A 24,387-nucleotide genomic window follows, 5' to 3' on the forward strand; every position below is an offset into this window, starting at 1 on the left:
CCTTATTCCCCTACCCTTCTTAGTAATCTTTGAACAAGTTTATTCGTTCCTACCATCAGTAAGAATAACACGCTAGCAATGGCGGAAGCATAACCCATCTCAAAACGATAAGTACCATAGTCAAGTAAATGCGTTACTATCGTAGTACCAGCATAATTCACACTCGGGTTACCAGCTAATTGTATGGATACATCAGCGATTGCAAAGGATTGCGTGATTTGCATAACCGCACCAAACATTAATTGAGGCTTCATGGCTGGTAATGTCACATGCCATAGTTCTTGCCATCTGTTCTTAACTCCATCAACTGCTGCCGCCTCGTATAACGTACGATCAACCGTTTGTAATCCTGCGATAAATGCTAAGAATCCAGTACCAAGACTTAACCATAATTGGACCACAATAAGGAACGGTAAGATGTATTTCGCATCCTTCATCCAAATCTTCGCTTCATTTATAACACCCCAGTTCATTAAGAAGCCATTCAAGATGCCGTAACGATCTCCGGTAAAGATTAGATTCCAGATTAAATATGCCTGCCCGCAGATGGAAGGTGCATAGAAAACTAAGGTTAGGAAAGCTCTTAACTTTCCATGAAACTCATTGATAATCCATGCAAATAACAGGCAAAGTAAATAGCTGGCTGGTCCCGTAATTATTGCAAAGAGTAACGTATTTTTTAAAGCAATGAGGAATATATTATCCTCTAAAAAAAGTTTCGTGTAGTTTGCCCATCCAATAAATGTTGGAGCTTCTAACATATTAAAATAAGTAAAACTTAAGATAATGGATACCAAAATTGGTAACACAGTAAAGAAAAAGAATAGTATTAGGTACGGTGCCATCATAAGGTAGGAAGTTTTACTTTTGACGATTCGCTTTCTTAATGACGATTTCCTTCTTACTTCAATTAATATATCTTGCTGATTTTTAGCCAAAATTTCCCCTCCTAATCCTTAGTCATTCGACAATGGCATATGAAATTCTTTTCTCTTGTAATTAATTTCATCATTAATATAGATGATATTATCCATGAGGCACTCTCTTGCAGATGCAGAATCCGTATTCGTGGTTACTTTATAGAATGCATTGTCGATGTTTCTCCAAGTAAAGTATCCACCTGGTACCTGTCTTGTACCAACAACACTTTGAAACTGTTTCTTTAAAGCATTGTAATCTGCAGATGGCCATGGAAGGCTTTCAAATGCTTCTTTATTCGCAGTTGCTACACGCGCAGAAGCTCCCATTAAACTTTCCATCTCTTTTCCATAAAGTGTTTGTATCTCTGCGCTAGTCCACCACTTTAAAAATTCCCAGGAGTCTTCTTTATATTTTGACGACTCCATAATAACGCAGGCTGAACCAACACTAGCTACATTTCGATTTATTGTCCCGTCTTCTTTCCTCATACCAGGGACCGGTGCAAATCCCCACAGCCCTTTGATGTCGGGAGCAGAAACTTGAAAATTATTATAAACAGAATAATCCGCAATAATGATTGGACATTCCCCAGTACGAAATCGGTCCTCAACACTGGTAACTTTATCGAGTTTATATTCGGTATAGAGACTACAATACTCCTTAAATGCGTTAATTCCTTCATCACTATCTAGTGCAGATTTTGTTGCATCTTCGTTATAATACTGGCCACCGTACTGATTTAGTAGCATTAAGAAATTTAACTCATTTGGTAACATACCAAATTCCATCTGATTTTTAGCAAGTACTGACATGATTACTTTCACATCATCCCAAGTTTGTGGTAAGGTAAGTCCCAACTCTTTTAAGATATCTTTTCGATAAAACATCATCGGGAATGTTTGTGTCTCTGGGAGAGCGAAGGTATGATTGTCATAGGTGAACGGAACCAGTGCGCTATCAAAAAAGCGCTCCCTAACTTCCTTTAAGTCACTAAACTGACTTAAGTCAGCAACCGCATTACGAAGTCCATAATTCATAGGCATATCATTCGAGCTTTGGATTGCGCTATTATAAGTTGGATTTGATATATTAAGCTGAATCGCGACATCGGGTCCTTGGCCAGCAAGCGTTGCTTGTAGTAAAGTTCCCATATCAACGAGCATTACATTTACATTAATTCCTGTTCTCTTTGTAAAGGTCTCATCAATCAAGGATTTGATTACATTTGCCTGGTCACGTCCAGTACCAACCCATAACGTAATGGTATGGCTTTCTTTCCCTCTTTCTGAAACATTACCAATCTGGTTGTAATCGATAACAAAGGAATAAAAAAGTCTACAAATCTCGTACCATAATTTCGACCAGAAAGAACTTCTCGATATATTCGCATCCACATCTGGCGAATAGATGTAAATGGCATCTAACTGTAAAGGTTGCGAAACTGCCCCTGATAACCAAGTTCCTACCGCACGAACGTTAATCTTATAAGAAGTCACAATCTTTTTAAAATATTCCTGATCTTTTATTAAGTCCTCTAACTGATCACGCATCGTTACTAAAACAGCTTCCTTATCACTACTTCCTCCTGCTACCTCACGTAAATGTTTGATTGCGAAATCGAGTTGATTATGTACATCGATTAGCTCAGCTTCTAGCTCTGGTAATTTTGCTTCAATCTGATAATCACTATAAATATCCGGTTTCACACCCGTAATACGGATGATCTTTCGATAGATAGAGTTTAGTTTTGATAAGGATTCTTGAACCTCTCCGATGATACTAGAGAATTCGCCTAATACGTTTTGCATACGAAGGGTATGATTTCCTGCTTCTAAATAAATCTTATAGGCATCATTATTTTCATCCATTAAGGTATCAAATCTCCAATTGGATTGATATTGGAAGCCATAATCGCTTAGTTCATTGAACAAAACATTACCGTCAATTGTAATTTTTCGCGAAACATAGATACCTCTTACGAAATTTTGTTTCGCATAGAACCCAATTTTGTAATAACCGCTCTCTGGTACCTCAAAATCCCATTCCATCCACTGGCCTACCAAACGCCAGGAATTGCCTCCAATCGTGTTGTTTAGCAGTTCTTTGGTACTTGAAGGATAAACCGCAGGGGAGGATTGGTCTTGTTTTGGATACAACATTTGCGAAGACGTTTTCGTAACAGATTCTGCTTCGACCCTTACAAGAATGCCTGACGTATCCTTTGCATTCATCCCATCCCATTCTGCTTTTTTAGTTTTATAGTCTACTACTTCCGTTGTATTATTTAAGGTAATCCTACGAAGTAACATCGGTTCTCTTAAAGAAAGCATAGAAATTTTATGTACTCCTTCAGTAAAATACACCGAAAGCTGATTTATAACAAAGCCATTACTGTCATATAAATAACTCGTAATCCATTCTGGTGTTTCATAAAGCGTCGGCTTTAAGTCATTTCCTTGATTATCTTTTTCCCATTTCTTTGTCGGTATTCCATCCTCATTGAGGTAGGTTTCTGTAATGTTGTTTGACCATACTCTGGAGAATTCAATAAGTGCCAGTTCATCGTAGGGAAGTTCTCCATCAATAAAGAAACTCCTTTGAATTTCAGAATTCTTTCCCTCAATTGGATAATAAGTTAAGGCAATATCATAAAAACCTGCATTTTTTATATCTACTTCATATTCAATAAATCCCGTTTCTGAAATAATAACCGAGGTTCCATCCATGCCTTCATAATCGTTCAATTCTTCTGGTATTGCGGCTATTTCTTTCTTGTTTGAATCAAGTTCGCCCTCTGTATAATAAACATAATCATTTGCTTCAATCGTGTACTCATCCGGAGGTTTCACATTGTTAAAGCCTTCCTTATAAATCGTATATCGCGGAATGGATTTGTCAACGGAATAGGAACCAACAATTTCTTCGTAATCAGCCAATGTTTTATTTTCGGCAGCAATTATAGTCTTTCCACTTTGAATTGGTGTAAATAGCATGGTCGCAGCCAGAAGGAATGATAGAGTTCTTCTAAACCTCATTCTTCTTCCCATTTTCTTCTTCTCCTTTTTGTTATTCATAATACCAAGCATCCTCCCCTTCCTGTGGCTTAGGCGTATAAACCTTTAAGATACGCTCTAGTAGAAACGTGGATAAATAGCACCATCCTCCAGGGAGTATAAGCCAAAATGGTAATGGTAGCACCCATAGTAGAAAGCCACAAAATATCGTTCCTGTAATCAAAAGAATGGTATATGGTAAATGTCTAAATTCCATCAATAAGGTCATCTTAAATATTCCACTTAATTTCAATTGAAACCTAGACAGGACCGGGAAGACGTAGGTTAAAAATCCTAACAACAAGAGAATGAATGCATCATAAATAATGATGATCGTAAGGGAACTTGTATTCTCCCCTTTTGCAACAAACTCTCTATTCATATAAAATAAAGCTCCAATCATAATTGCGATGATTGTTATGAAACCACCTGGTAATAATGTTCTTTTAAAGGACCTAAAGAACTCTTTCGCTGGATAACTTCTTTCTTTTCGAACAGATTTCACCATCGCATAATAGAATGATGTAATAGAGCTACCGATTGTTATAATGGGAAGGCAGCATAAAATAAACAATACATTCAACATAACGATATGTCCAATCTTCGTCATCGTTGTAATAATTTTTCCATCAGAACTTAACCATTCTGTCATAGCTAAATCACCTCCCTCATAGTAATTTCCCACACATTACATGATAAATATTCTATCTATTCATAAATTGGGTAATTCTTTAAGTCTGGTAGTTTATCTAGTGTTATAACACTATCATGGGCATAGACCTTCTTAACCATATACTCCTCTGTATACTGTTCTGATAGCCAGTTAATCAAAGCGGATTTTGTAACAAATTCGCCACCCCATGTTGCAAAAAATCCCCACATTGCACCATCACGAATTGCTAAATCCGGGTCAAACAGACAACCATTTTCAGATAATACGACCATCTTTTTTGCTTGTGTATAATTCATGGCCTTTAAATATTTATTAATCTGAGAGGTATAAACTTTTTCACCAGGATAAATATCCTCACCGATAATATCAACATATTCATCTCCCGGATACCATTCCTTATCCTGCCCATTCCATAGCCAGATTAAGTTATTTAGCCCGTATTCGTTTGTTAGTTTTTCATATAATAATATGTACAATTTCTTATAGGCTTCTGCACCTTTGGCTCCCCACCAAAACCACCCACCGCTTGCTTCATGTAACGGTCTCCATAAAATAGGCACATCTGCTTCTTTTAGTTTAAGTAGTTCTTTTGCAATGGCATCAATATCATTCATCAACAATTGATATCCTTCATCATCCTGACCGTTCATAATCTTAACCAAATCTATGTTTGTTTCTTCCGTATAAAAACCACGATACCATGTTCCAGTTAGATATTTCGTTGGTGCATTCCAGTGCCAGCAGAATGTAACAATACCGCCTTTTTCATCAAATTCCATGGCATATTGGATAGCTTTCGAACTGCTACCTTTTTCTACTCTTGATGAAGTATAATCTATAAGATCAAGACCTAGAACTGCTGGAAATTTCCCTTCTGTTGTTTTCCATATTGCAGAAATTTCTGTTCCATACATTCCTTTCTCACAATATTGACCAGATAAAAACTTTTTACCGTAGATATCGGTTAAATAACTCATCAATCTCTTTGTACGATCACTAGCGTTTTGATTTACTAATGTTGCAGGAACTTCATAGATACTCGTATCTAGTTCTATGGAGGATGTTACTATTAATTTATCCACGACAACCCACCCCCAGAATTTTGATAGCTTAATGTTATGAGTTCCATTTGTAAGAAATATTCTTTCTAATTTCGAATCTGAGAATTTGCTTTGATCGGTTACTGCTACACCAACATTTTCATCATCTACTAAAACATAATTTTCTTTGTATCCACCAAGCGCTGCACTAATGAAGTTTAGATCATAAAAACCATCTTCCTCTATCGTAAGCTTAAATTCACAATAATCACTGTCATCTTCGAATCCGCTAATGTATCCTGTTCCTGAAAATCCACTTTTGCTACTTTCTATCTTTACATTTCCACTAAGTACAGCATCTTCCGCTTCAAGTTCAATCGGTATCATAGTAGGTGATAGTGTAGTAAAGGGTAAAACTGTACTTGGGGTATCTGTGCATGCAGCATCTGTATTTACTGTTTCTGTATTTACGACTTCTGTGTCTACAACAACATCTTTTGGATTACTACTCTCTCCTGATGTTCCAGGTGATGTACATCCGTTTACAGATAAACCAAGCAGCAAACACATTAGATAGAAGCCTTGCTTTCTCATACTAAAATCATCCCTTCGGTTATGTATCGTTAGACTTTGGTTATTTAAGCAGGAATAAGGAACATTGTTTTTCTTACAGTTATGCATTTCTATTGTGTCTAATGGTGCATTTAATAGTGCGTTTGTTTACCCTTAATATTACATTATTTTCCTCTTGTATATGCATTATAACATATGAATTTTTAAGACACAAGCATATATTGTAATATATGTACAATAGTTTTATTAATAAAACATCTTTTTAATCTATTTTTACAATTTATAATTTTTAATAAATATTGCATTTTTTCATTCAATAATATATTCTAGCACATAAATGCTCTATATTTGCGCACCATTCGACCAATTCTCAATATAATAGAGTTTTTAAGCTAACATCCTATCTAAAAAATTGTTCTAAGATTTGTCTTTGTTCTTTTAATTGATTGTTATTTCCTTTCATCTTGAAAAAAAGCATGCTTTGACATGGGATAATATATATTTTCGATTAAGCAGAAAGGAATGACGAGATGATATGACAATGTTATAATATTAATATATCAAAAGATAGAAAAATATTTTTAAAGGAGAACATTAAATGGATAAGGCAAATCAATATAAAATTTCGACCGAAACGAAATATATAAAAGATTATCAAAGTGAGCATTATCGGGCTATTATTGCAGATGATAAAAACCGTAATATTAGAACTGGGACAGAGTGGTTTTTCTCAGAAGAACAAGCATTGGCAGATGGAGAACGCATGTTAGCAGATTCGGAGGCTGGTGCTAAATTAATTTTAAAAGGAGAACATGGTAGACAAGTAAGACAAGCGCTTTTAAACCGAGATTCCTATTTACATACAGTACTCAACACAAATAATTGTTGGAAAACATTAGAAGTTTTGAAGATAACACATAAAAAGGGTGTTATAAAATAAAATGTGTAGTTGAGAAAGGAAAAAGTCAAAAAGTATGCAATAAAACATTATATATTAGAAAAGGATATAATGATTTTGAACAATTAATAAGTTGTTTTGAGTATCTTTTAGACTGCTCTACAACAATAAATTCTAACTTGTAATGTTTTTACTTTTGCCTGTTACCGTCGAAGTGGTGCCGGATAGATCCCCATGATTTTCCGAGCATTCCAGCTTGCAGAAATGCGAAGTCAGGCGAGTATCAAAGATATTTCACAGCCACAATTAAGTAAGTATCAACCGATAGCAAAAGTGCTGGAAATGCCGATAAATAATCGATATTTTCACTTTTGAAAACTTATGAAAGATAATCAGAAAGTTGATTCTATTTTAAGACAAAAAACTAACCAGAAACAGTCTTATGACATAATGTTTCTGATTAGTTGTAAACAATTATCATTTATTTTCAAGATTGCGCATTGAAGACATTCTTATGATTGGTTGTGTCTCTATACTTATTATTTCACGAGGAAAATCAGGATTTTCCATTCTCCATAATAGTTGCTGAACTAATCTTTTTCCTACCTTTTGGTTTCTAACCGCAACGGTAGTTAAGATTGATTCCACCTGGGTAAGACCTTCAATATTATCAAATCCAGTAACAGCCACGTCCTCAGGTACACGATATCCACGCTTCCTTAAACAACGAATGACGTATAAGGCAATATCATCATTCGCGCAAACAATCGCTTCCGGAATGTATGGAAAGGCACTTATTGCATCTTCCACTTCTTCTATTTTATAGTAACGTTCTGCTTTATGAGAAACCGCAACAATATCTCGATCGATGGAAAGATTTGCCAAACGCATTCCATCCAGAAAACCTTCATAACGTTGTTTTATTGATTCGCAATATGTTACATCACCAATAAATCCAATCTTTTTCATACCCTGTGATATTAGATGTTCTATTATCATTCGAATACTATTTTTACCCTCACATATAATAACATCGTTATAACCAAAGCTGCCAAGTCCATTTACCGGCTGATCTAAGAATACAGTTGGCAACTTCATCTTAAGAATCATATCCGTATATTTGCCAGTGAATACACCGATAAATAAAATTGCATCTACATTCTCTGTAAAGTCTAATGGTAAGGTAAGATTCACTTCATCCTCATCACTTATAAAATTCAGCCTAAGCTTACAGCCATTTTTATTTACTTCATCAGAAATCCCCATAATAATACTATTCCAAAATGCACATAATTCTCGTCTGGCAAGAACAACTATAGTCTTGTAGTCATTCATACTCGTTTTCAACTTAAATTCATTCAATACAGCAGGAGCTAATTTAAGATAACCAAGTTCACACGCTTTCTTAATAACAAGATAACGGGTTTCATATGCTACGGTTTCAGAATTATTCAAAGCTCTTGCAACTGTATTTCTAGATAAATTTAATTCTTTTGCAACATCCTGAATTGTTACCTTTTTCATACTAATCCTATCCCCTATGATACGTTCTATGGTTAGGGTTCCCCTATGTAATCTAGTACCCGGAATACTACATACTAACCACGCTTATATTAGTTGAGTTATATTATTTTACACATATATGCAAATTTGTGCATGTAATATTTAGCTCATTTATGATACTGGTTTCTATAACAAATCTTACCATATATTTTGTAACTATTCAAGTTTGTCTAGCATAAAATTGTTTCTTTATTTATATATTGCACCATCTCGTGAACTTTTTTTGTAAAATATTTGCATCATCATAGGAATCCCAGTTTTTGAAGAATAAAAAAAATATTACTTCAAGACATCGAAAGAAAAATAGCATATCAAGACATCGAAAGAAAAATAGCATTGACATATCGTAAAGTTTACTGTAACATCATTTAATATACAGCTGTCTTGTCAGCTGTATATTAAAAAACATAATGAGGTATTTCGAAATGAAAAATAGTAAAACTCAAACTCAAACACTTACCATTTCAGCTCTTTTGTGTGCAATTGGGATTGCTATACCATTATTTGCGCCAAAGATAGTTCTAGAACCAGCTTCCTTCACATTAGCAAGCCATGTTCCAATTTTCATCGCAATGTTCATATCACCAATTGTCGCAATCTCCGTAGCACTCATAACCAGTATGGGATTTCTCTTTGCTGGCTTTCCACTCATTGTTGTACTTAGAGCATTAACTCACTTAGTTTTTGCAACCATAGGTGCTATCATACTTAAGAATAATAGTAATATATTGCATAAGAAATCAAGTACTACCTTGTTTGCTTTTCTTATCTCTGTTGTCCACGCGGTATGTGAAGTTATTGTAGTAACCTTCTTTTACTGGGGTGCTAGTGTATCTGATTTATATTATGAAAAAGGATACCTTCTGTCCGTTATAGGACTTATCGGATTGGGAACTATTATTCATAGCATGATTGATTTTAGTATTTCAGTACTTGTTTGGAAACCGATTAAGAAAATTATTTCAATCCCGGCAAGCGCTGGCGTCAAAGTAAACTCATAATCTATGAAAAGAGGTCTTTTTAGACTGTAATATACAATTCTACAGCGGTAGACCCATAATTCTACAATTGTAGACTTTCTTCCCTATTTTTTATTTCCCCTATCATTTGCTTAAAAAAATAATTTTAGACGAAAAATAACGTGACTTACATCCTCAAACAAGAAAAAATACACTTTGCGGATTTTTCTTGTCATGAATGATAGAAGTCACGCTTTTTGTTAATAACCTATTCCAAAAACACTTGATTATCAGAACGTGTCTTTCGTTTCGATAATATTATCCGTTATAAACATAGCATCACCAAAAGAGAAGAATCGATATCTCTCTTTCACTGCTTCCTCATAGGCTGCAATGATATGTTCTCTACTTGCAAGAGCAGATACTAGCATCAATAAAGTAGACTCTGGAAGGTGAAAATTCGTAATAAGGCAATTTAAAACTTTAAACTTGTATCCAGGATAGATAAAAATCTCTGTTGCACCACTTTTTGCTTGTACAAATCCATCCTCATTCGCAGCAGATTCAATAGTTCTGCAACTAGTTGTACCAACACAAATGATTCTTCCACCTGCTCGTTTCGCATCATTTATTTTTTTTGCTTCACTCTCTTCTACTTGGTAAACTTCGGAATGCATATGATGATCTAAGATATCATCTTCTTTTACAGGACGAAATGTACCTAGTCCTACATGAAGAGTAACATTTGCAATAACAACGCCCATATCCTCAATTTGCTTTAAAAGTTCGTTCGTAAAGTGAAGTCCCGCGGTAGGTGCAGCTGCAGACCCCTCATGTTTTGCATATACTGTTTGATATCTATTTTTATCAGCTAACTCATGAGTGATATATGGAGGAAGAGGCATCTGACCAAGTTCATCTAATATTTCCTCAAAAATACCTTGGTAAGTAAACTTAACAAGACGATTTCCTTCTTCAACTACATCAATAATTTCACCGATTAACTTACCATCTCCAAAACTTATCTTTGTACCTACCTTCGCCTTTTTTCCTGGACGAACTAGGGTTTCCCAAACATCATCTGGCTTTCTTTTTAACAGTAATAGTTCTATTGGTGTTCCTTCTTTTCCATAACTATGACCTGGAGCTAGTGGGGTCTTTTCTATGATTCTCTCTCCCATTAATCTAGCTGGAATAACTTTTGTATTATTAAGGACAAGGCAATCACCCTTCTTTAGATATTTTACAATCTCCTTAAAAATATGATGTGTAACTTTACCGGTGTTTTTATCTAAAACCAAGAGCCTCGAGCCAGAACGATCCTCTAAAGGGTCTTGTGCAATTAATTCTTCTGGTAAATCAAAATAAAAGTCCTGTTTCTTCATGATGTTCTCCATTCTTGCGTATCTTACACGCATCTCTATACAAACTATTACGTTTTTTATATATTTATTTTTTTGCATACTTATGTTTATTACATATTTATCTTTTTATATTTTTATATTTTATATATTTATGTTTTATATATTTATGTTTTATATATTTATGTTTTATATCTTGATGTTCTATATCTTGATGTTTCATATCATGATTTTTTATATCTTGATGTTCTATATATTGATGTTTGAAATTATGTTTTCAACCTCATTATATATTTAATATTGCCCTACCACACATCCATTATAATAAAAAGCAATGATTTCTGTATATCGAAAACCTTCTGACGCCATTCCCCTTGCACCAGACTGACTCATTCCAACTCCATGACCAAAGCCCATACCAGCGAAGTAATAAGTGTTCGAATTATTAGGAGCGTTCTTTAAGAAATTCGTTAAGTTATCCGCGCTTTTTACGATATACTGTTCTTTTACATTATTTAATGAGCTAACTTGACTATTAGCACTGATTACATAGCTGTTTTTTAATGATATTGTTTTACTGCTTTGGCTTCCTTTAACCGTAACAACGTCAGGTTGATCCTGATAATTAATAATTTTAAACTTGGTGCTTGGGAGCGAAAACATACTACGAAGACTATTGGTGCTAATCAAAGTACTACCTTGTGTACCAGTAACTTTTAAGGAATATACCCGACTAGAAGCTGTTAAAATACTCGGCGATACTTTTTTTATATTCCCTACACTCTTATCATTTCTCTCAAGAATAGTTTGAATATCCGACTTTGTAAATTCTTTAATCCAAGGGCCTTTTTCTGGAATTTTTTCATACGTATCTACAACGCTTCGTAGATAAGGTAGCTTACTACCCCACACATCTTCAGAGGCTTCAGTTCTTCCCCCACTTGTGGAGGAGTAATAGGAAGTTATCATTTTTCCTTGGTATTTTACTACTTCTCCTTGGGTTGCTGCAACTGCTGCCGTAGCCTGTTTTGTCTCATATCCATATCCCCTGTAAACCTGGTTAGTCTGCGTATCTTCTATAGAATAGGCCTTTTTCGCATTAGAATCAGCTGTATAATCCGTTTTTGTTAAAGCATAACTTCTTGCGCAAACAGCTTGGGTCTTTAAACTTTCTATTGGCCAGCTACTAACCATCTCACAGGGTACAACACCAAGAAGATAAGATTCAATATTAATTATGTTAACTGCGGTTAATGAAGTCTTTCCATAACAGCCAATCTCTAATCTCCCTCGATACGAGCGTTCACCCAAATCTATCAAAGAAACATTTTTACTGTTTTTAGAAATTGCTTTTATCTGAGGATAGGCATTTTCAATTCCTCCATCAATTAGGAGTTGTACACCATCTCCAGACATCAGTACTCGATGTTTATTATTTTTTACTGGACCTAAGTAAGTATACCCAAGCTTCCCTTTTATTTTCTGATACATTTCAGAAAAACTCGAACTGCTCATATCACCACCAACATAGACACGGTAATGGTTCCGATAAATTGCTGTTGGCACGGTCGGCACCCCTAGCATTGCAATCTTGTCTGCAACTTGTTTTGCTTCCTCATAAGTAGAAAAGGATTTAGATAAAACGTAATAGTTTCCTTTCGCAGGTTGAAAAATAAAACCATTTCTTGATTGAAAGCTAACTTCTGAAAGATATTTATCTTTAATACAATATCCAAGTGCTATCTCCGTAGTTTGAATCTTTATTGAAGAATTACCCTCATACTTTTCATGAAGTCCAACTCGAATATCTGTCATATCTTTTTTATTTGTTACAAGCGGTACCGTTGAAAGAACTTGATTATTCAATAAATTTTGTGCAGATACTTGTCCACTTGGAAGGATTGAAATAAATATGATTAAGAAAAAGCCAATATATGATAATTTAATATGCAAAAGGCTTCGTCTTCTGTATTTTTCAATTGTCATTCTTCTACTCCTAACTTTACATATGTTATGTATTATAATAGTTTTTTTGTAAAAAATCTACCTTAGCTGTTGTATAATTTACTTTTTTCATTATAATAGTATTTATGTGTAGAATTTCAACCACATTTCGTGTCTGTATATTCCAAGGCACAAATCTATTATGTAAAAAACACGCATTGAAATGGAGTTCTGAATGAAAAAATATGTAAAACTTTATGATGTTACTGCCCTTTATCCAATCTGGTTTTTATTATTAATGCCAAATACTTGGATATTTTTAATTGCAACACAGTTTATCTTAGCAAGCTTTGTTCTTCTTGGTGGATTAAAATATATGGAATATGATGATATATCCTCTGTATGGAAGAAAACTATTATTTGGAATACGCTATATGGCTTTATTGGTTATCCTATCACATGCGGCATCTTGTTTTCTACTCAGTTTATCTCGGAAACAATGCCGAAAGGGGAATGGCTATTAGAAAACCTTACAACTCCAATAGCGACGAATCCATTTTCCCATCTAACCTCTGCTATCTTTATTATCGTTGTGGTTGCTTTTTCAGCTTTCATTGCTTATATCATGAATAGATTTTTCTCATTTAAAAAAACAAATCTAAGCAAAGCTCAAGTAAATCGATTATCTATTTACTTAGCAATTATTACAGCACCTTATATAGCAATGATACCAAGTATTACTCTTTATAACTCGATGTTTTAAATTGTCTCTACGTTTTAAAGTTAACTCTATTTTTTAAATCATCTCTACGTTATAAAGTTGGCTCTATGTTTTTAAGTAGATTTTGTTTTACTTCTTGTAAAGGGAACATAAAAAACAATATAAAAAAACTGCTTCATATCCAAAAAGAATGAAGCAGTTTTTTTATATTGTTTTTTATGTCGTTTTTTCATATTGCTTTTATGTTGTTTCGCTGTTGTATATTTTGTCTTTTCTTTTTGGTATGCTGTTTTTAAGCTACATTATAAACTATAAAGTTTCTATATAAGTCGCTTTATAAATTATTATTAATTTATAGCTGTTCATAAGCTAAAATCATATTTAGATTTTTAACAGTTAATTTTATAAGCTGTTATCTTAGTGTCTTTAGACTTTTATTCAGATAATGCTTTTATAACCCAATCACTTGCATATTCATCAGCCTTAATTGAATATTCATAACTCAACTTATTTGCAATTTCTACGGCAATTAATCGAAACAAATCCATAGTCGATAACAGAGCATTTTTAATATCATTTCTTTCATAATGGGCATAGCAACTCGAAAGCCTTTGAATAATCCATTCCTCTGCCCACTCTTCTAGAAAACGCCCGCTATGCCAAGTATCATAGTCCAATCCATTTAATACGTGCGCATGACACTCAATGAGAGTTAAAAGCATCCACTTCATATAATTGTCAACACATGATTTTGCTGTCCATAATTCGCCACGGATTAACTTCTTCACCGTCCAAATTGTATGATACCAAAAGTCGTTTGTTATGTTGTTAAATTCGCATTCCGACAATAAAATGTAAGAAGTTCTTTCAGTAGCGGTTAGAGGTAAAATATGTTCCATACCGATTTTATCAATTAAGATACGATAACCACGCTTCAATATATCAATCTCATTATTCCTAATAGCGTTTTCTAAACTATTTCGAGAAAGAATAACAAAATCAACATCAAGTGCATTATCAAAAAGTATTCTTCTTTCTTTCTCTCCGCCAATTGTGTCTTCAATAAAAGAAATATGAAAATTTCCAATTTGTTCAAGCCAATGATCGGATTGCAGAAAAAAGTTAGGGTCATCAACAACCATTATAATATCTAGATCAGAAAAATCATCCGCAGGATGGTTGTTTCTAGCCTGAGAGCCAATCATTAAAGCCGCATGTACTTTATCAGTTCTATTTCCCCATTTCATAAAGTTGTTGATGATCAATTCAAATCGGTTCATATTTATCTCCAGCAAACACTATTTTACGAATCCCAAAGTTGGTGAATAACGGAATAAAGGTTTTCCTATGATATCTTTAAGAGGAACATATTTTGATATCCAGTATCTCGCATCTTCCGATACATTTCGGTTGTCCCCTAGAAAGAAATAACAGCCTTCTGGAACTTGAAATTCCATATCTGCTTCTGGTTTCATAGGCTCTTTTAAATACGGCTCGTCTAGTGGAGTTTCCGAATGGTTTATGTAAACCTTACCATCTTTGATTGTTACAGTTTCATTCGGTAAACCAATAACACGCTTGATATAATTTTCAGATCGATCATCAGGGTATATAAATATTGCGATATCACCACGCTTTGGTTTTGAAAATGCATAAGATAATCGATTACCAATCAGGCGGTCTTTTGTCATAATCGTGTTTTCCATAGAACTAGATGGTATCTCAACTTTTATAATAACATAAGTATTTACTAGTAACGCCATAATAAAACCCGCTGCTATTATTAAAATCCAGCTTATAATCTCATTACGAACCTTTTTCTGTTTCTCTTCCGCTGTCAATTCTTTCTTTTCTGATTCCTGTAGGTCTTTTGCCATAATAACACCTCATTTCTAATGAAATTTATTCATGACAAGAAAAAGTTAGCGTAGCTTACTTTTCTTGATTATATTCCATTCTTCTTTTAATGCAAACGCTACAGATACTCATTCATTTTTTTATGGGGTGCCGCAAAAATTGTGACAACCCCATATATGTTAGAATAAAATATCTTTCTTTCTGTTAAGTAAACGTGCTCCGGTCGTTATCATTAATGCTCCAGTTACGCAACCAATTAGTGTTACACTAATTCCAACTACAAGACTTATGATACCAGATGAATTCATTGTTTTATATACTTTCTCCATGCTAACCTCGTTTCTGGCTACAAATACCTTTTATTAACGCTTATGCTTCTACTCCGTACTGCTCATAATAAGCATCTATTGCCTGTTTTAATTGATCATCAATCACTACTTTTCCATTATAAGGCTTTCCATATAAATGTTCAACTACTTCTTTCATTGTTACGATTGCTGTAGTTTCGATACCGTAGTTTTCTTCTATTTCTTTTAAAGCACTCTTTTTACCTTGTCCTCGCTCCATACGGTCAACAGAAACTACTAATCCTACCACATCAACATTTCCCTGTGCAGAAAGAATTGGCATTGTCTCACCAATAGAGGTTCCAGCAGTCGTAACATCTTCAATAATAACAACTTTGTCACCATCACTGATTGGACTTCCAAGAAGGATCCCAGTATCACCATGATCCTTAACTTCTTTACGATTAGAACAGTATTTTATATCCTTATCAAAATGCTCACTAATGGACATTGCAGTTGCAACACTAAGAGGAATTCCTTTATAAGCTGGTCCAAAAAGTACATCAAAATCAAGTCCATATGCATCATGAATCGCTTTTGCATAGTACTCACCAAGTTTTCTCAGTTGAGCTCCTGTTCTGTAAAAACCAGTGTTAACAAAGAAAGGTGTCTTTCTACCGCTTTTCGTTGTAAAATCACCAAATTTAAGTACTCCGCAATCAACCATAAATTCAATAAACTCTTTCTTGTACTGTTCCATAAGTATTCTCCTTTATATTTTCCTTGTATTTATATAATTACAACTTGTGCTAATAAAACCTATTTTACACACCCAATCAAATCGTTAATATCACTTATTTGATTCTTTCTCATGAACTCTTCGATACCCTCAATAACTTCTACCGTAGCATATGGATTTATAAAATTAGCAGTACCAACTGCTACAACCGTTGCTCCTGCCATAATAAATTCTAGTGCATCCTCCGCATTTTGAATACCGCCCATACCAATGATAGGAAGCTTAACTGCATTCGCAACTTGATATACCATACGAACTGCAATTGGTTTTACTGCAGGCCCTGACATCCCGCCAGTCTTATTCGCAATTGCAAATGCTCTGTGGTTAATATCAATTTTCATACCAGTTAAGGTATTGATTAGTGAAAGTGCATCGGCACCACCAGCTTCTGCTGCCTTCGCCATTTCTGTAATGTCAGTAACGTTTGGACTTAGCTTTACAATGACTGGTTGCTTCGCATGTCGTTTAATCTCGTCCATAATCATAGCAATCATCTTAGGATCTTGTCCAAAAGCGATACAGCCTTCTTTTACATTCGGGCAGGAAATATTAAGTTCCAATAAATCAACTGCCTCCTCAGATAAGCGCTCTACCACTTCAACATATTCCTTAACGGATTTTCCACAGACATTCACAATGACCTTAGTATCAAACTGCTTTAAAAATGCTAAGTCTCTTTCCACAAACATGTCAACACCAGGATTTTGTAACCCGATTGCATTTAACATACCACCATAGGTTTCTGCAATTCTAGGTACTGGATTCCCTGGCCAAGGAACACTAGAAACTCCTTTTGTTGTTATCGCTCCAAGACGATTTAAATCAACAAATTCACTATATTCCATACCTGATCCAAAAGTTCCGGACGCTGTTGTAACCGGGTTTTTAAACGTAACTCCTGCAATTGTAACGTTCGTATTCATACTTTACCTCGTTTCTTCACATTCTTAAGTTTGTTTGTGGATCAGCACAGACACAAAACTTATTTTCTCACTCCTGCGCATGTATGCGTGTGCTTATCTACGTACAGCACATTCAATTTTATAATTCAATTTCATCTGCATAGAAAACAGGTCCATCCTTACAGACTCTTTTATTATTGACATTACTATGGTGATCCTTATCCTTGGATTTGCACACACAAGCAAGACAAGCACCAATTCCACATGCCATTCGCTCTTCCATGGATAATTGAGCTACTAAATTATGTTCACTTGCAAAACTCTTAACTCCACGAAGCATCGGAGTTGGACCACATGCAAAAATCATGCCATCCGTAATACCATGCTCACGCATTGCATCGATGACATTTCCTTTTGTACCAATACTACCATCTTCGGTAGCAATGATTACTTCACCATATAACTTAAATTCGTCCACTAAAAATGTTTCTGAACGATATCCAAGTACTATTTGTTTTTTACCTGGGAGATTTTTTGCGAGTTCTAACATTGGAGGAATTCCAATGCCACCACCAATTAGGATGGAATTAGATGTGTTTTCAAGGAAAAAGCCATTGCCTAGCGGCCCCATAATTTCAATTTCGTCCATTTTTTTTGCTTCTGCTATTTCATTCGTACCTGCACCAGCAACACGAAAAACGATTCTTAACATTGTTTTCTCATCATCGATTTCACAGATACTAATTGGACGTGGAAGTAAACGACTTCCCTCCTTACAGTAAATAGAAAGAAATTGTCCAGGTTTTGCAACTTTTGCAATGGACTCTTCCTTTAACCATATGCTGTAGATACCATCACAGAGTAATTCATTCTCCATAATGACAGCTTTTGTTTTTTTAATTTCCGCCATGTACCACACCAAGCCTTTCCAAATGATATCCATAACATTGTATACGATTACTTTTAAAAACGCAACCGTTGATTTTTGAGATACCACTGATAAATTTCTTCCTTTGCAAGATCAAAACTAGAAAATATTTTAATTGCATTCTGGGCGTTGTAGTAAACCTTCCAATATCCAGTAATTAAAGAATTTTTCCCATCTTCTTTGATAAACTCTAATATATCTTCTATTGGATATCCAAGAAATACTCCAATCTCGTGTGGAAATGGTTCTTCTTCAAAAAAATACTCTTCTAACCTTATAGATAATCTAGAAACAATATTTGAAAGACTTCCATGAGGATAATTAAACTTATCTAACAAAAGTCTAGCCCTTGCGTCATTTACTTTTTCTAAAAGCATGTCCTCTCGATAAATAAGATAGACAGTAAAGTCCTCTGTTAAGACGACTGGCTGAATTAGTAACTGATTACATAATATTAGATGAAGGAAACATCCAAATACTTCTATTTGCTCTTGTGTTTTATGCATTACAGATAAACTACAGGCTGCCCTGCAGTGCATAATGACCGGTGCACATGGCAATAGCAGCCCAAGAAACATTTGATTTAATTTTTTAAGTTTACTAGACCCGTATCTTGCTAATACTTTCATCTTAGTACATCCTCTCTTTTTAATAAAGTAACCAAATTCATTAATCTACAGTAACATTATAGTAAAAACTTTGATATTAATCGTACTCCTTAATAACCCCATTGTTTGGTATCTCTTTGTCTTTTGGCATATCTTTCTCTTCTGAATTTTCATACGGATCACTTTCTTTTATATCATTCTTATTTAAAGAATTTTGATATTGTTCGACAGAAGGATCTTTCATAGAAAAAATTCTGTGATATTCTTTTGTTTCTAGATCCTTGTAAGTCTCCGAACGATTACGATATAAAAATTTGGTTAATGCATACGTATCAACCCAGATTTCATTGTTACCTTCTTTTTGTGATTCATCAAAAATCAACTGCAATCCGAAATGAAGATGTGAGGTAGTAATATTATTTGTATTTTCTGTCGTACTATAACCTGTTCTTCCAAGATAACCTATTACATCACCGGCTGATACAATACTGCCTACTTTTAACTCTTTATTATAAGGAAAATTCTTACGCATATGTGCGTAATAATAATAGCGTTTTCCATCAAAACTACGTATTCCAATCCTCCATCCACCGTATTGATTCCAACCTAACGCTTCTATGTAACCAGATTCTACTGCAATGATTGGCGAACCCACTTGCCCCATCATATCATGCCCTAAATGAACTCGTTTGTATCCATAGCTTCTGGAAGCTCCAAAATCATCGTAGTCATAATAGTAAAAGTTTTTCGCTATTGGAGAAAATCCTTTTAAACCATAACGTTTTTCCCATACCTTTGATGGTGTTACAGTAGGAGGCGGTGTCTCCATTGGCGTACTTGATGGAGTCCCTGTTGGGGTGCTAGTTTGTGAACCTTTTGGTGTACTTGTTGGTGACCCTGTTGGGGTACATGCTGGTGATCCTGATGGAGAATCTTTTGATAATGACGTCTGATTATTTTGCTTGCTAGGATCATATACTTCTATTTCATATTCGCCGATGAGACCTCCAAGAATCGCAGCATAAGCCTCATAATAATAAGAATAATACTTCATATCTTTTGTAAGGCTCTCCATTGTATCCTTTCCTGATAATAACTTATCAGCAAGCTGTTCCATATCTTTTGCTTTAAACTTTTTAAAGTCACCACCATACTTTGCTCCTAAATAAGATAATAGTTCTACAAAATGAAGCTCGACATCTTTATTATGAGTATCGATATCATAATGATATGCTTTATCTAGAGCATCATAAGTAACATTAAATTCCACCCACTTAATATATTTTTTATCAGTCGAAGGATTCACTGCTACTTCAATCGATTGATTATCTGATTTTTTATTCCATAGAAAAGTAATGCAAAGGATAAGTATGGTTAATATTTCTAAACAAATAATTATATTCCCTTTTTTTCTTAACCATTGGAATCGGATGGGTCTTCTAAATTTTATATTTCGAAAAAAAGCCTTCATGTCTGTCTTACTTCTCCTATCGTATTGATAATATCTTATGTGATAGTGCTTGTCTTTATTCGATGAGAAAAACTTTTTACTTTTCAATAAATTTTAGAGGTGGAAAGGCACGCAAACTGTCCACGAGACATAAAGTAGTAATAAACAAAAGCGTTGAGGTGCCCGCTTGAAGTCGTTTCCGAAACCGCTAAGCGCAAAGGAAGAAAACGAGATGTTACTTCAATGTAAAGCAGGAAATAAGGTTGCGAGAGATACTTTAATTGAACGTAACCTTCGTTTAGTTGCGCACATTGTTAAGAAGTATAACACGCCGGATCGAGAAACCGACGACTTAATTTCCATAGGCACGATTGGGCTAATTAAGTCCATCGATACCTTTGATTCCACGAAAGGTATTCGACTTGCCACCTATGCCTCTCGTTGTATAGACAACGAACTATTAATGATGCTTCGTAGTGGTAAAAAACAGGCACGGGAAGTATATCTTTATGAACCTATCGGCTCTGACAAAGAGGGAAATGAAATAAATCTTTTAGATGTCATTGAAAGCACAGATGAAGATATTGTTGATATCTTTGAAATTCAAGAAAATATCAAACGACTCTATACGTTTCTAAACACTGCCTTAAACGAAAGAGAACAAGAAATCATTATTATGAGATATGGGCTAAGTGGAGAGAAAGAAATCACGCAAAGAGAAATTGCAGATAAATTGGGAATCAGTCGCAGTTATGTGAGTCGTATTGAAAAGAAGGCACTAAAAAAATTAAAGGACTTATTTGAAAGTTAACAAGCATACTAGTAAAGAATTAACATACCCCCTTTTCAAAAAACGAGGTAAGAAAGACCTCAAAGTAATGCAATACGCCATGAATGGCGCACTAAAAAAGAGAAAATGAAAATTAATGATTTCACTTTCTCTTTTTTAAGTTAGCACAATCATACCCAAAGACTTGATATAGTGCCTTCTATATGAAAAATTCACGATGCGTACTTTTTCTTATTCACCGCAAGAAGTACATCCACAATCCTTTTTAGAATTATCGGATTTCTCTTGAACACGTATGATATCATATTGAGAGGTCTCTTTATCAAAGGTAACAAAAATCTTTCGTTGTGGATGAGGGCAGCTCTCCATCTCATTTCCTTCCTCATCTGTGATTCTTAAAACCTTGGTAGGAATATTCTCACCATTTGGCTTCATAATTTCAACCATATCGCCTACAGTAAACTTATTTCTCTGCTCCATCTCACTAGCACCTTCTGCATTACGAGAAGAAACGATTCCTAAATAAGTATACTCTTTTACATAAACATTGTTATCGTAAATTTGTGTATTGGAATCTGGCTTTTGGAAGAAGAAACCTGTAGTAAACTGGCGGTACGTACACTTTCCGATTTCTGCTTTATAATACTCCATGTTCTCACGATATTTATCAACAGACTCATAGAAATCATCGATAGCTTTACGGTATGTTCTTGCTACTGTAGCAACATAAAGAGCGGTCTTCATACGGCCTTCAATCTTTAAGCTATCAATTCCTGCTGCAACAAGTTCAGGAATATACTCAATCATGCAAAGGTCTTTGGAATTAAAGATATAAGTTCCGCGATCATTTTCAAATACAGGCATGTATTCCCCTGGTCTTGTCTCTTCAACAACGTGATATTTCCATCTACAAGGATGTGTGCAGGCTCCAAGATTTGCATCTCTTCCAGTAAAGTAATTACTTAAGAGACAACGTCCAGAATAGGAGATACACATCGCGCCATGAACAAAGGTTTCAATCTCAAGTTCATCTGGGATATTCGTGCGTAACTGAGAAAGTTCTTCTAAAGATAATTCACGTGCAGAAACAACACGTGCTGCACCTTGCTTATGCCAGAACTGGTAAGTACGATAATTTGTACTGTTTGCTTGTGTACTTATATGAAGCTCAATCTCAGGTACAATCTCTTTTGCAATATCAAATACACCTGGATCAGAGATAATTAACGCATCTGGTTTAACTTCTTTTAATTCACGGAAATACTCTTCTACACCTTTTAAATCACGGTTATGAGCTGTTATATTGGCTGTAACATAAACTTTTTTACCATACTGATGCGCAAATTCAATTCCTTTTTTCATATCATCTAAAGAAAAGTTCTTCGCTTTTGCACGTAAACCGTACATCTCACCGCCAATATAAACAGCGTCTGCACCATATATGATTGCTGTTTTTAACACTTCTAAGTTACTTGCTGGAATTAACAATTCCGGTTTTTCTCTACGAAACATAGTTTCCTCCTATTTCTTCTTACCTCTATTAACACTACTGTATATTCATATCTGTCTACAAATTCTATCGGAAACAGATCACTATCTGAAACAAATTTCATTTGATCGCAGATTAAATACAGCTTAAATAGAAAGCATTCTATCGTATCTTTGTACTAACTGCCATTCCATCCCCAACTGGCAGAATCATCGTTGTTAAATCATCCCTATGAGTTAATTCATATAAGTACTCCCGCATTCTTGTATGAATCGTTCGATCTCTTCTCGTGATGCTATACTTTGATTTTGCAATACTACCTTCCTGTAGAACATTATCCGTTATAAATAATCCGTTCACCGGAAGTAATTTCATGATCTCAGGAAGAAAATTCATGTATTGTCCTTTTGCAGCATCCATAAAGATAAAATCGTAACAGTCTGTAAGCTCACTTAACGTTTGCATATTTCCAGAAGGGCTAAAAAGTGATACATCATCTGAAGTACCTGTTCTATTTAAAACTTTCAGTGCATCGATTGCATCCCCCATAACAAGAGAAATATCCGAAGCTCTTCTTGCTTTCGCTAAATTTTTCTTCGCTTCCACAATTCTCATCGGTACCTTTTCTATGGTAGTAATATGACAATCCTCAGGCATATATTCACTTAGTAAAGAACAAGAGAATCCAACCGCCGTACCTACTTCAAGGATTTGTTTTGGTTGCTTCATATCTAGAAAAAATTTTAGTACCGCTTGCGCTTCTTTTCGAATGATAGGTACTGCATTTTCTAATGCTTCTTTTTCTAATATTCTTAGATACTGTGGCAATTCTAATTCCAAAGAATTAATGTACGCGGTAATATGTTCGTCCACGATTTTCATGACTTTCCTCCATCCATGTAACGATACAATGCATTATTAATGATTTGCATTGTTAATTCTATGCATTGTTTATGCTATGAAATATCTATCAATAAGAAAGGACTACCCGTAGCCGCTGGAAAGTGGAAACATTTCAACAACGGCCACGGTAGCCCTAATATTCAAGAAGATAGATATTTCATTCAATATTCTTCTATCTTGTTTCGATACTAATTACGGTATTACGTTGCTATTTGGAGAAGTTTTTGTATCCTGTTTTTTCCCTTCATCCTCTTCTTTAACTATCGAATTGTTATAATCTGTAATAACATCTAATATTTCATCATAATCCATAGATGTATTTAAAATAAATGTTCCAGGATAGATGTTATAATCTTTAAATTTTGTCTTTAAGTAGAAAGAATACTTATTGACAATGAGATTACCAGCTTCTAGTTTTCTAGCGACATCCATAGTAGACTCACCTTTTGCAATCTGAAATTCTATATCGATCCCTGGCTCTGCCTCAACGGATACAGAACCGAATAGCTGATAAGAAAAATTATATGTGATTTTTACAGCCTGAATTAAGACTAATATAATCGCAATATAAAATAAGATATTTAAGAATACTCGAAGTACTGCACTTGTGATTTTTAATGCAACTTTGGTACTATCGGATTTCGCCATCTTATGCCTCCAAGCCTCTC

General features: G+C 34.7%; 22 protein-coding genes. 4 read left to right on the plus strand and 18 right to left on the minus strand.

Annotated features, from left to right (window positions below; genetic code table 11):
- Positions 1 to 2: 2 nt before the first annotated feature.
- From CPHY_RS11750 to CPHY_RS11765, 4 genes are read right to left on the minus strand one after another with little or no spacing between them, the layout of a single operon-like run.
- On the minus strand, positions 3 to 938 hold the full coding sequence (locus CPHY_RS11750) for a carbohydrate ABC transporter permease (RefSeq protein WP_012200288.1): 936 nt from the start codon (positions 936 to 938) through the stop codon (positions 3 to 5).
- A gap of 18 nt (positions 939 to 956) precedes the next feature.
- The gene (locus CPHY_RS11755; RefSeq protein ID WP_012200289.1) at positions 957 to 3,995 is read right to left on the minus strand and encodes an extracellular solute-binding protein; all 3,039 of its coding nucleotides are present in this window, start codon (positions 3,993 to 3,995) and stop codon (positions 957 to 959) included.
- Positions 3,988 to 4,626 carry a YesL family protein gene (locus tag CPHY_RS11760; protein WP_012200290.1) on the minus strand — a complete coding sequence of 213 codons (639 nt, stop codon included), beginning with the start codon at positions 4,624 to 4,626 and terminating at the stop codon, positions 3,988 to 3,990. Before CPHY_RS11760 ends, CPHY_RS11755 begins: the two co-directional genes overlap by 8 nt.
- 56 nt (positions 4,627 to 4,682) lie before the next feature.
- Entirely contained in the window at positions 4,683 to 6,281 is a 1,599-nt protein-coding gene (locus CPHY_RS11765; RefSeq protein ID WP_012200291.1) for a glycosyl hydrolase, read from the minus strand.
- 577 nt (positions 6,282 to 6,858) lie between these two features.
- Here CPHY_RS11765 and CPHY_RS11770 point away from each other — a divergent pair.
- Positions 6,859 to 7,200 (plus strand): hypothetical protein, encoded by a 342-nt coding sequence (locus CPHY_RS11770; RefSeq protein WP_012200292.1) that lies wholly within the window; start codon positions 6,859 to 6,861, stop codon positions 7,198 to 7,200.
- Positions 7,201 to 7,635: 435 nt separating this feature from the next.
- Here CPHY_RS11770 and CPHY_RS11775 read toward each other — a convergent pair whose 3' ends face one another.
- Positions 7,636 to 8,682 (minus strand): LacI family DNA-binding transcriptional regulator, encoded by a 1,047-nt coding sequence (locus CPHY_RS11775; RefSeq protein ID WP_012200293.1) that lies wholly within the window; start codon positions 8,680 to 8,682, stop codon positions 7,636 to 7,638.
- Between the two features lie 464 nt (positions 8,683 to 9,146).
- Between CPHY_RS11775 and CPHY_RS11780 the strand changes: the two genes are divergently transcribed.
- Positions 9,147 to 9,722, plus strand: a complete 576-nt coding sequence (locus CPHY_RS11780) for a hypothetical protein (RefSeq protein ID WP_012200294.1) — start codon at positions 9,147 to 9,149, stop codon at positions 9,720 to 9,722.
- A gap of 248 nt (positions 9,723 to 9,970) precedes the next feature.
- Here the strand turns inward: CPHY_RS11780 and queA are convergent, their stop codons facing one another.
- Both queA and CPHY_RS11790 read right to left on the minus strand, forming a co-directional pair.
- Positions 9,971 to 11,065: a tRNA preQ1(34) S-adenosylmethionine ribosyltransferase-isomerase QueA gene (gene queA / locus CPHY_RS11785; protein WP_012200295.1), complete on the minus strand. Its 1,095-nt coding sequence runs from the start codon at positions 11,063 to 11,065 to the stop codon at positions 9,971 to 9,973.
- 270 nt (positions 11,066 to 11,335) lie between these two features.
- Positions 11,336 to 13,027 (minus strand): SpoIID/LytB domain-containing protein, encoded by a 1,692-nt coding sequence (locus tag CPHY_RS11790; RefSeq protein ID WP_012200296.1) that lies wholly within the window; start codon positions 13,025 to 13,027, stop codon positions 11,336 to 11,338.
- Positions 13,028 to 13,220: 193 nt separating this feature from the next.
- Between CPHY_RS11790 and CPHY_RS20835 the strand changes: the two genes are divergently transcribed.
- Positions 13,221 to 13,748: a hypothetical protein gene (locus CPHY_RS20835; RefSeq protein ID WP_012200297.1), complete on the plus strand. Its 528-nt coding sequence runs from the start codon at positions 13,221 to 13,223 to the stop codon at positions 13,746 to 13,748.
- A gap of 392 nt (positions 13,749 to 14,140) precedes the next feature.
- On the opposite strand, the gene CPHY_RS11800 is transcribed toward CPHY_RS20835, so the two are convergent.
- The 8 genes from CPHY_RS11800 to CPHY_RS11835 form a co-directional block, all read right to left on the minus strand.
- A complete protein-coding gene (locus CPHY_RS11800) occupies positions 14,141 to 14,986 on the minus strand; it encodes an aminoglycoside 6-adenylyltransferase (protein ID WP_012200298.1) in 846 nt (281 codons plus the stop codon).
- Between the two features lie 18 nt (positions 14,987 to 15,004).
- Positions 15,005 to 15,583, minus strand: a complete 579-nt coding sequence (lepB, locus tag CPHY_RS11805; RefSeq protein WP_012200299.1) for a signal peptidase I — start codon at positions 15,581 to 15,583, stop codon at positions 15,005 to 15,007.
- Positions 15,584 to 15,742: 159 nt separating this feature from the next.
- Positions 15,743 to 15,892, minus strand: a complete 150-nt coding sequence (locus tag CPHY_RS21965; RefSeq protein ID WP_041703592.1) for a hypothetical protein — start codon at positions 15,890 to 15,892, stop codon at positions 15,743 to 15,745.
- Positions 15,893 to 15,932: 40 nt separating this feature from the next.
- Positions 15,933 to 16,610 carry an orotate phosphoribosyltransferase gene (pyrE, locus tag CPHY_RS11815; protein ID WP_012200300.1) on the minus strand — a complete coding sequence of 226 codons (678 nt, stop codon included), beginning with the start codon at positions 16,608 to 16,610 and terminating at the stop codon, positions 15,933 to 15,935.
- 59 nt (positions 16,611 to 16,669) lie between these two features.
- A complete protein-coding gene (locus CPHY_RS11820) occupies positions 16,670 to 17,572 on the minus strand; it encodes a dihydroorotate dehydrogenase (protein WP_012200301.1) in 903 nt (300 codons plus the stop codon).
- Between the two features lie 118 nt (positions 17,573 to 17,690).
- Positions 17,691 to 18,461 (minus strand): dihydroorotate dehydrogenase electron transfer subunit, encoded by a 771-nt coding sequence (locus tag CPHY_RS11825; RefSeq protein WP_012200302.1) that lies wholly within the window; start codon positions 18,459 to 18,461, stop codon positions 17,691 to 17,693.
- Between the two features lie 53 nt (positions 18,462 to 18,514).
- Positions 18,515 to 19,108, minus strand: coding sequence for a DUF3793 family protein (locus tag CPHY_RS20840; protein ID WP_012200303.1), 594 nt, complete (start codon positions 19,106 to 19,108; stop codon positions 18,515 to 18,517).
- 76 nt (positions 19,109 to 19,184) lie between these two features.
- Entirely contained in the window at positions 19,185 to 20,558 is a 1,374-nt protein-coding gene (locus CPHY_RS11835; protein ID WP_012200304.1) for a M23 family metallopeptidase, read from the minus strand.
- Positions 20,559 to 20,724: 166 nt separating this feature from the next.
- Between CPHY_RS11835 and sigK the strand changes: the two genes are divergently transcribed.
- On the plus strand, positions 20,725 to 21,348 hold the full coding sequence (sigK, locus tag CPHY_RS11840; protein WP_012200305.1) for an RNA polymerase sporulation sigma factor SigK: 624 nt from the start codon (positions 20,725 to 20,727) through the stop codon (positions 21,346 to 21,348).
- 210 nt (positions 21,349 to 21,558) lie between these two features.
- Here the strand turns inward: sigK and CPHY_RS11845 are convergent, their stop codons facing one another.
- From CPHY_RS11845 to CPHY_RS11855, 3 genes are all read right to left on the minus strand, one after another.
- A complete protein-coding gene (locus CPHY_RS11845) occupies positions 21,559 to 22,839 on the minus strand; it encodes a peptidase U32 family protein (RefSeq protein ID WP_012200306.1) in 1,281 nt (426 codons plus the stop codon).
- 139 nt (positions 22,840 to 22,978) lie between these two features.
- Entirely contained in the window at positions 22,979 to 23,698 is a 720-nt protein-coding gene (locus tag CPHY_RS11850) for an O-methyltransferase (RefSeq protein WP_012200307.1), read from the minus strand.
- A gap of 213 nt (positions 23,699 to 23,911) precedes the next feature.
- Positions 23,912 to 24,367 (minus strand): endolytic transglycosylase MltG, encoded by a 456-nt coding sequence (locus CPHY_RS11855; protein WP_012200308.1) that lies wholly within the window; start codon positions 24,365 to 24,367, stop codon positions 23,912 to 23,914.
- Positions 24,368 to 24,387 lie beyond the last annotated feature (20 nt).

Origin of the sequence: Lachnoclostridium phytofermentans ISDg, assembly GCF_000018685.1 — a bacterium.
GTDB classification, from domain to species: Bacteria; Bacillota; Clostridia; order Lachnospirales; family Lachnospiraceae; genus Lachnoclostridium; species Lachnoclostridium phytofermentans.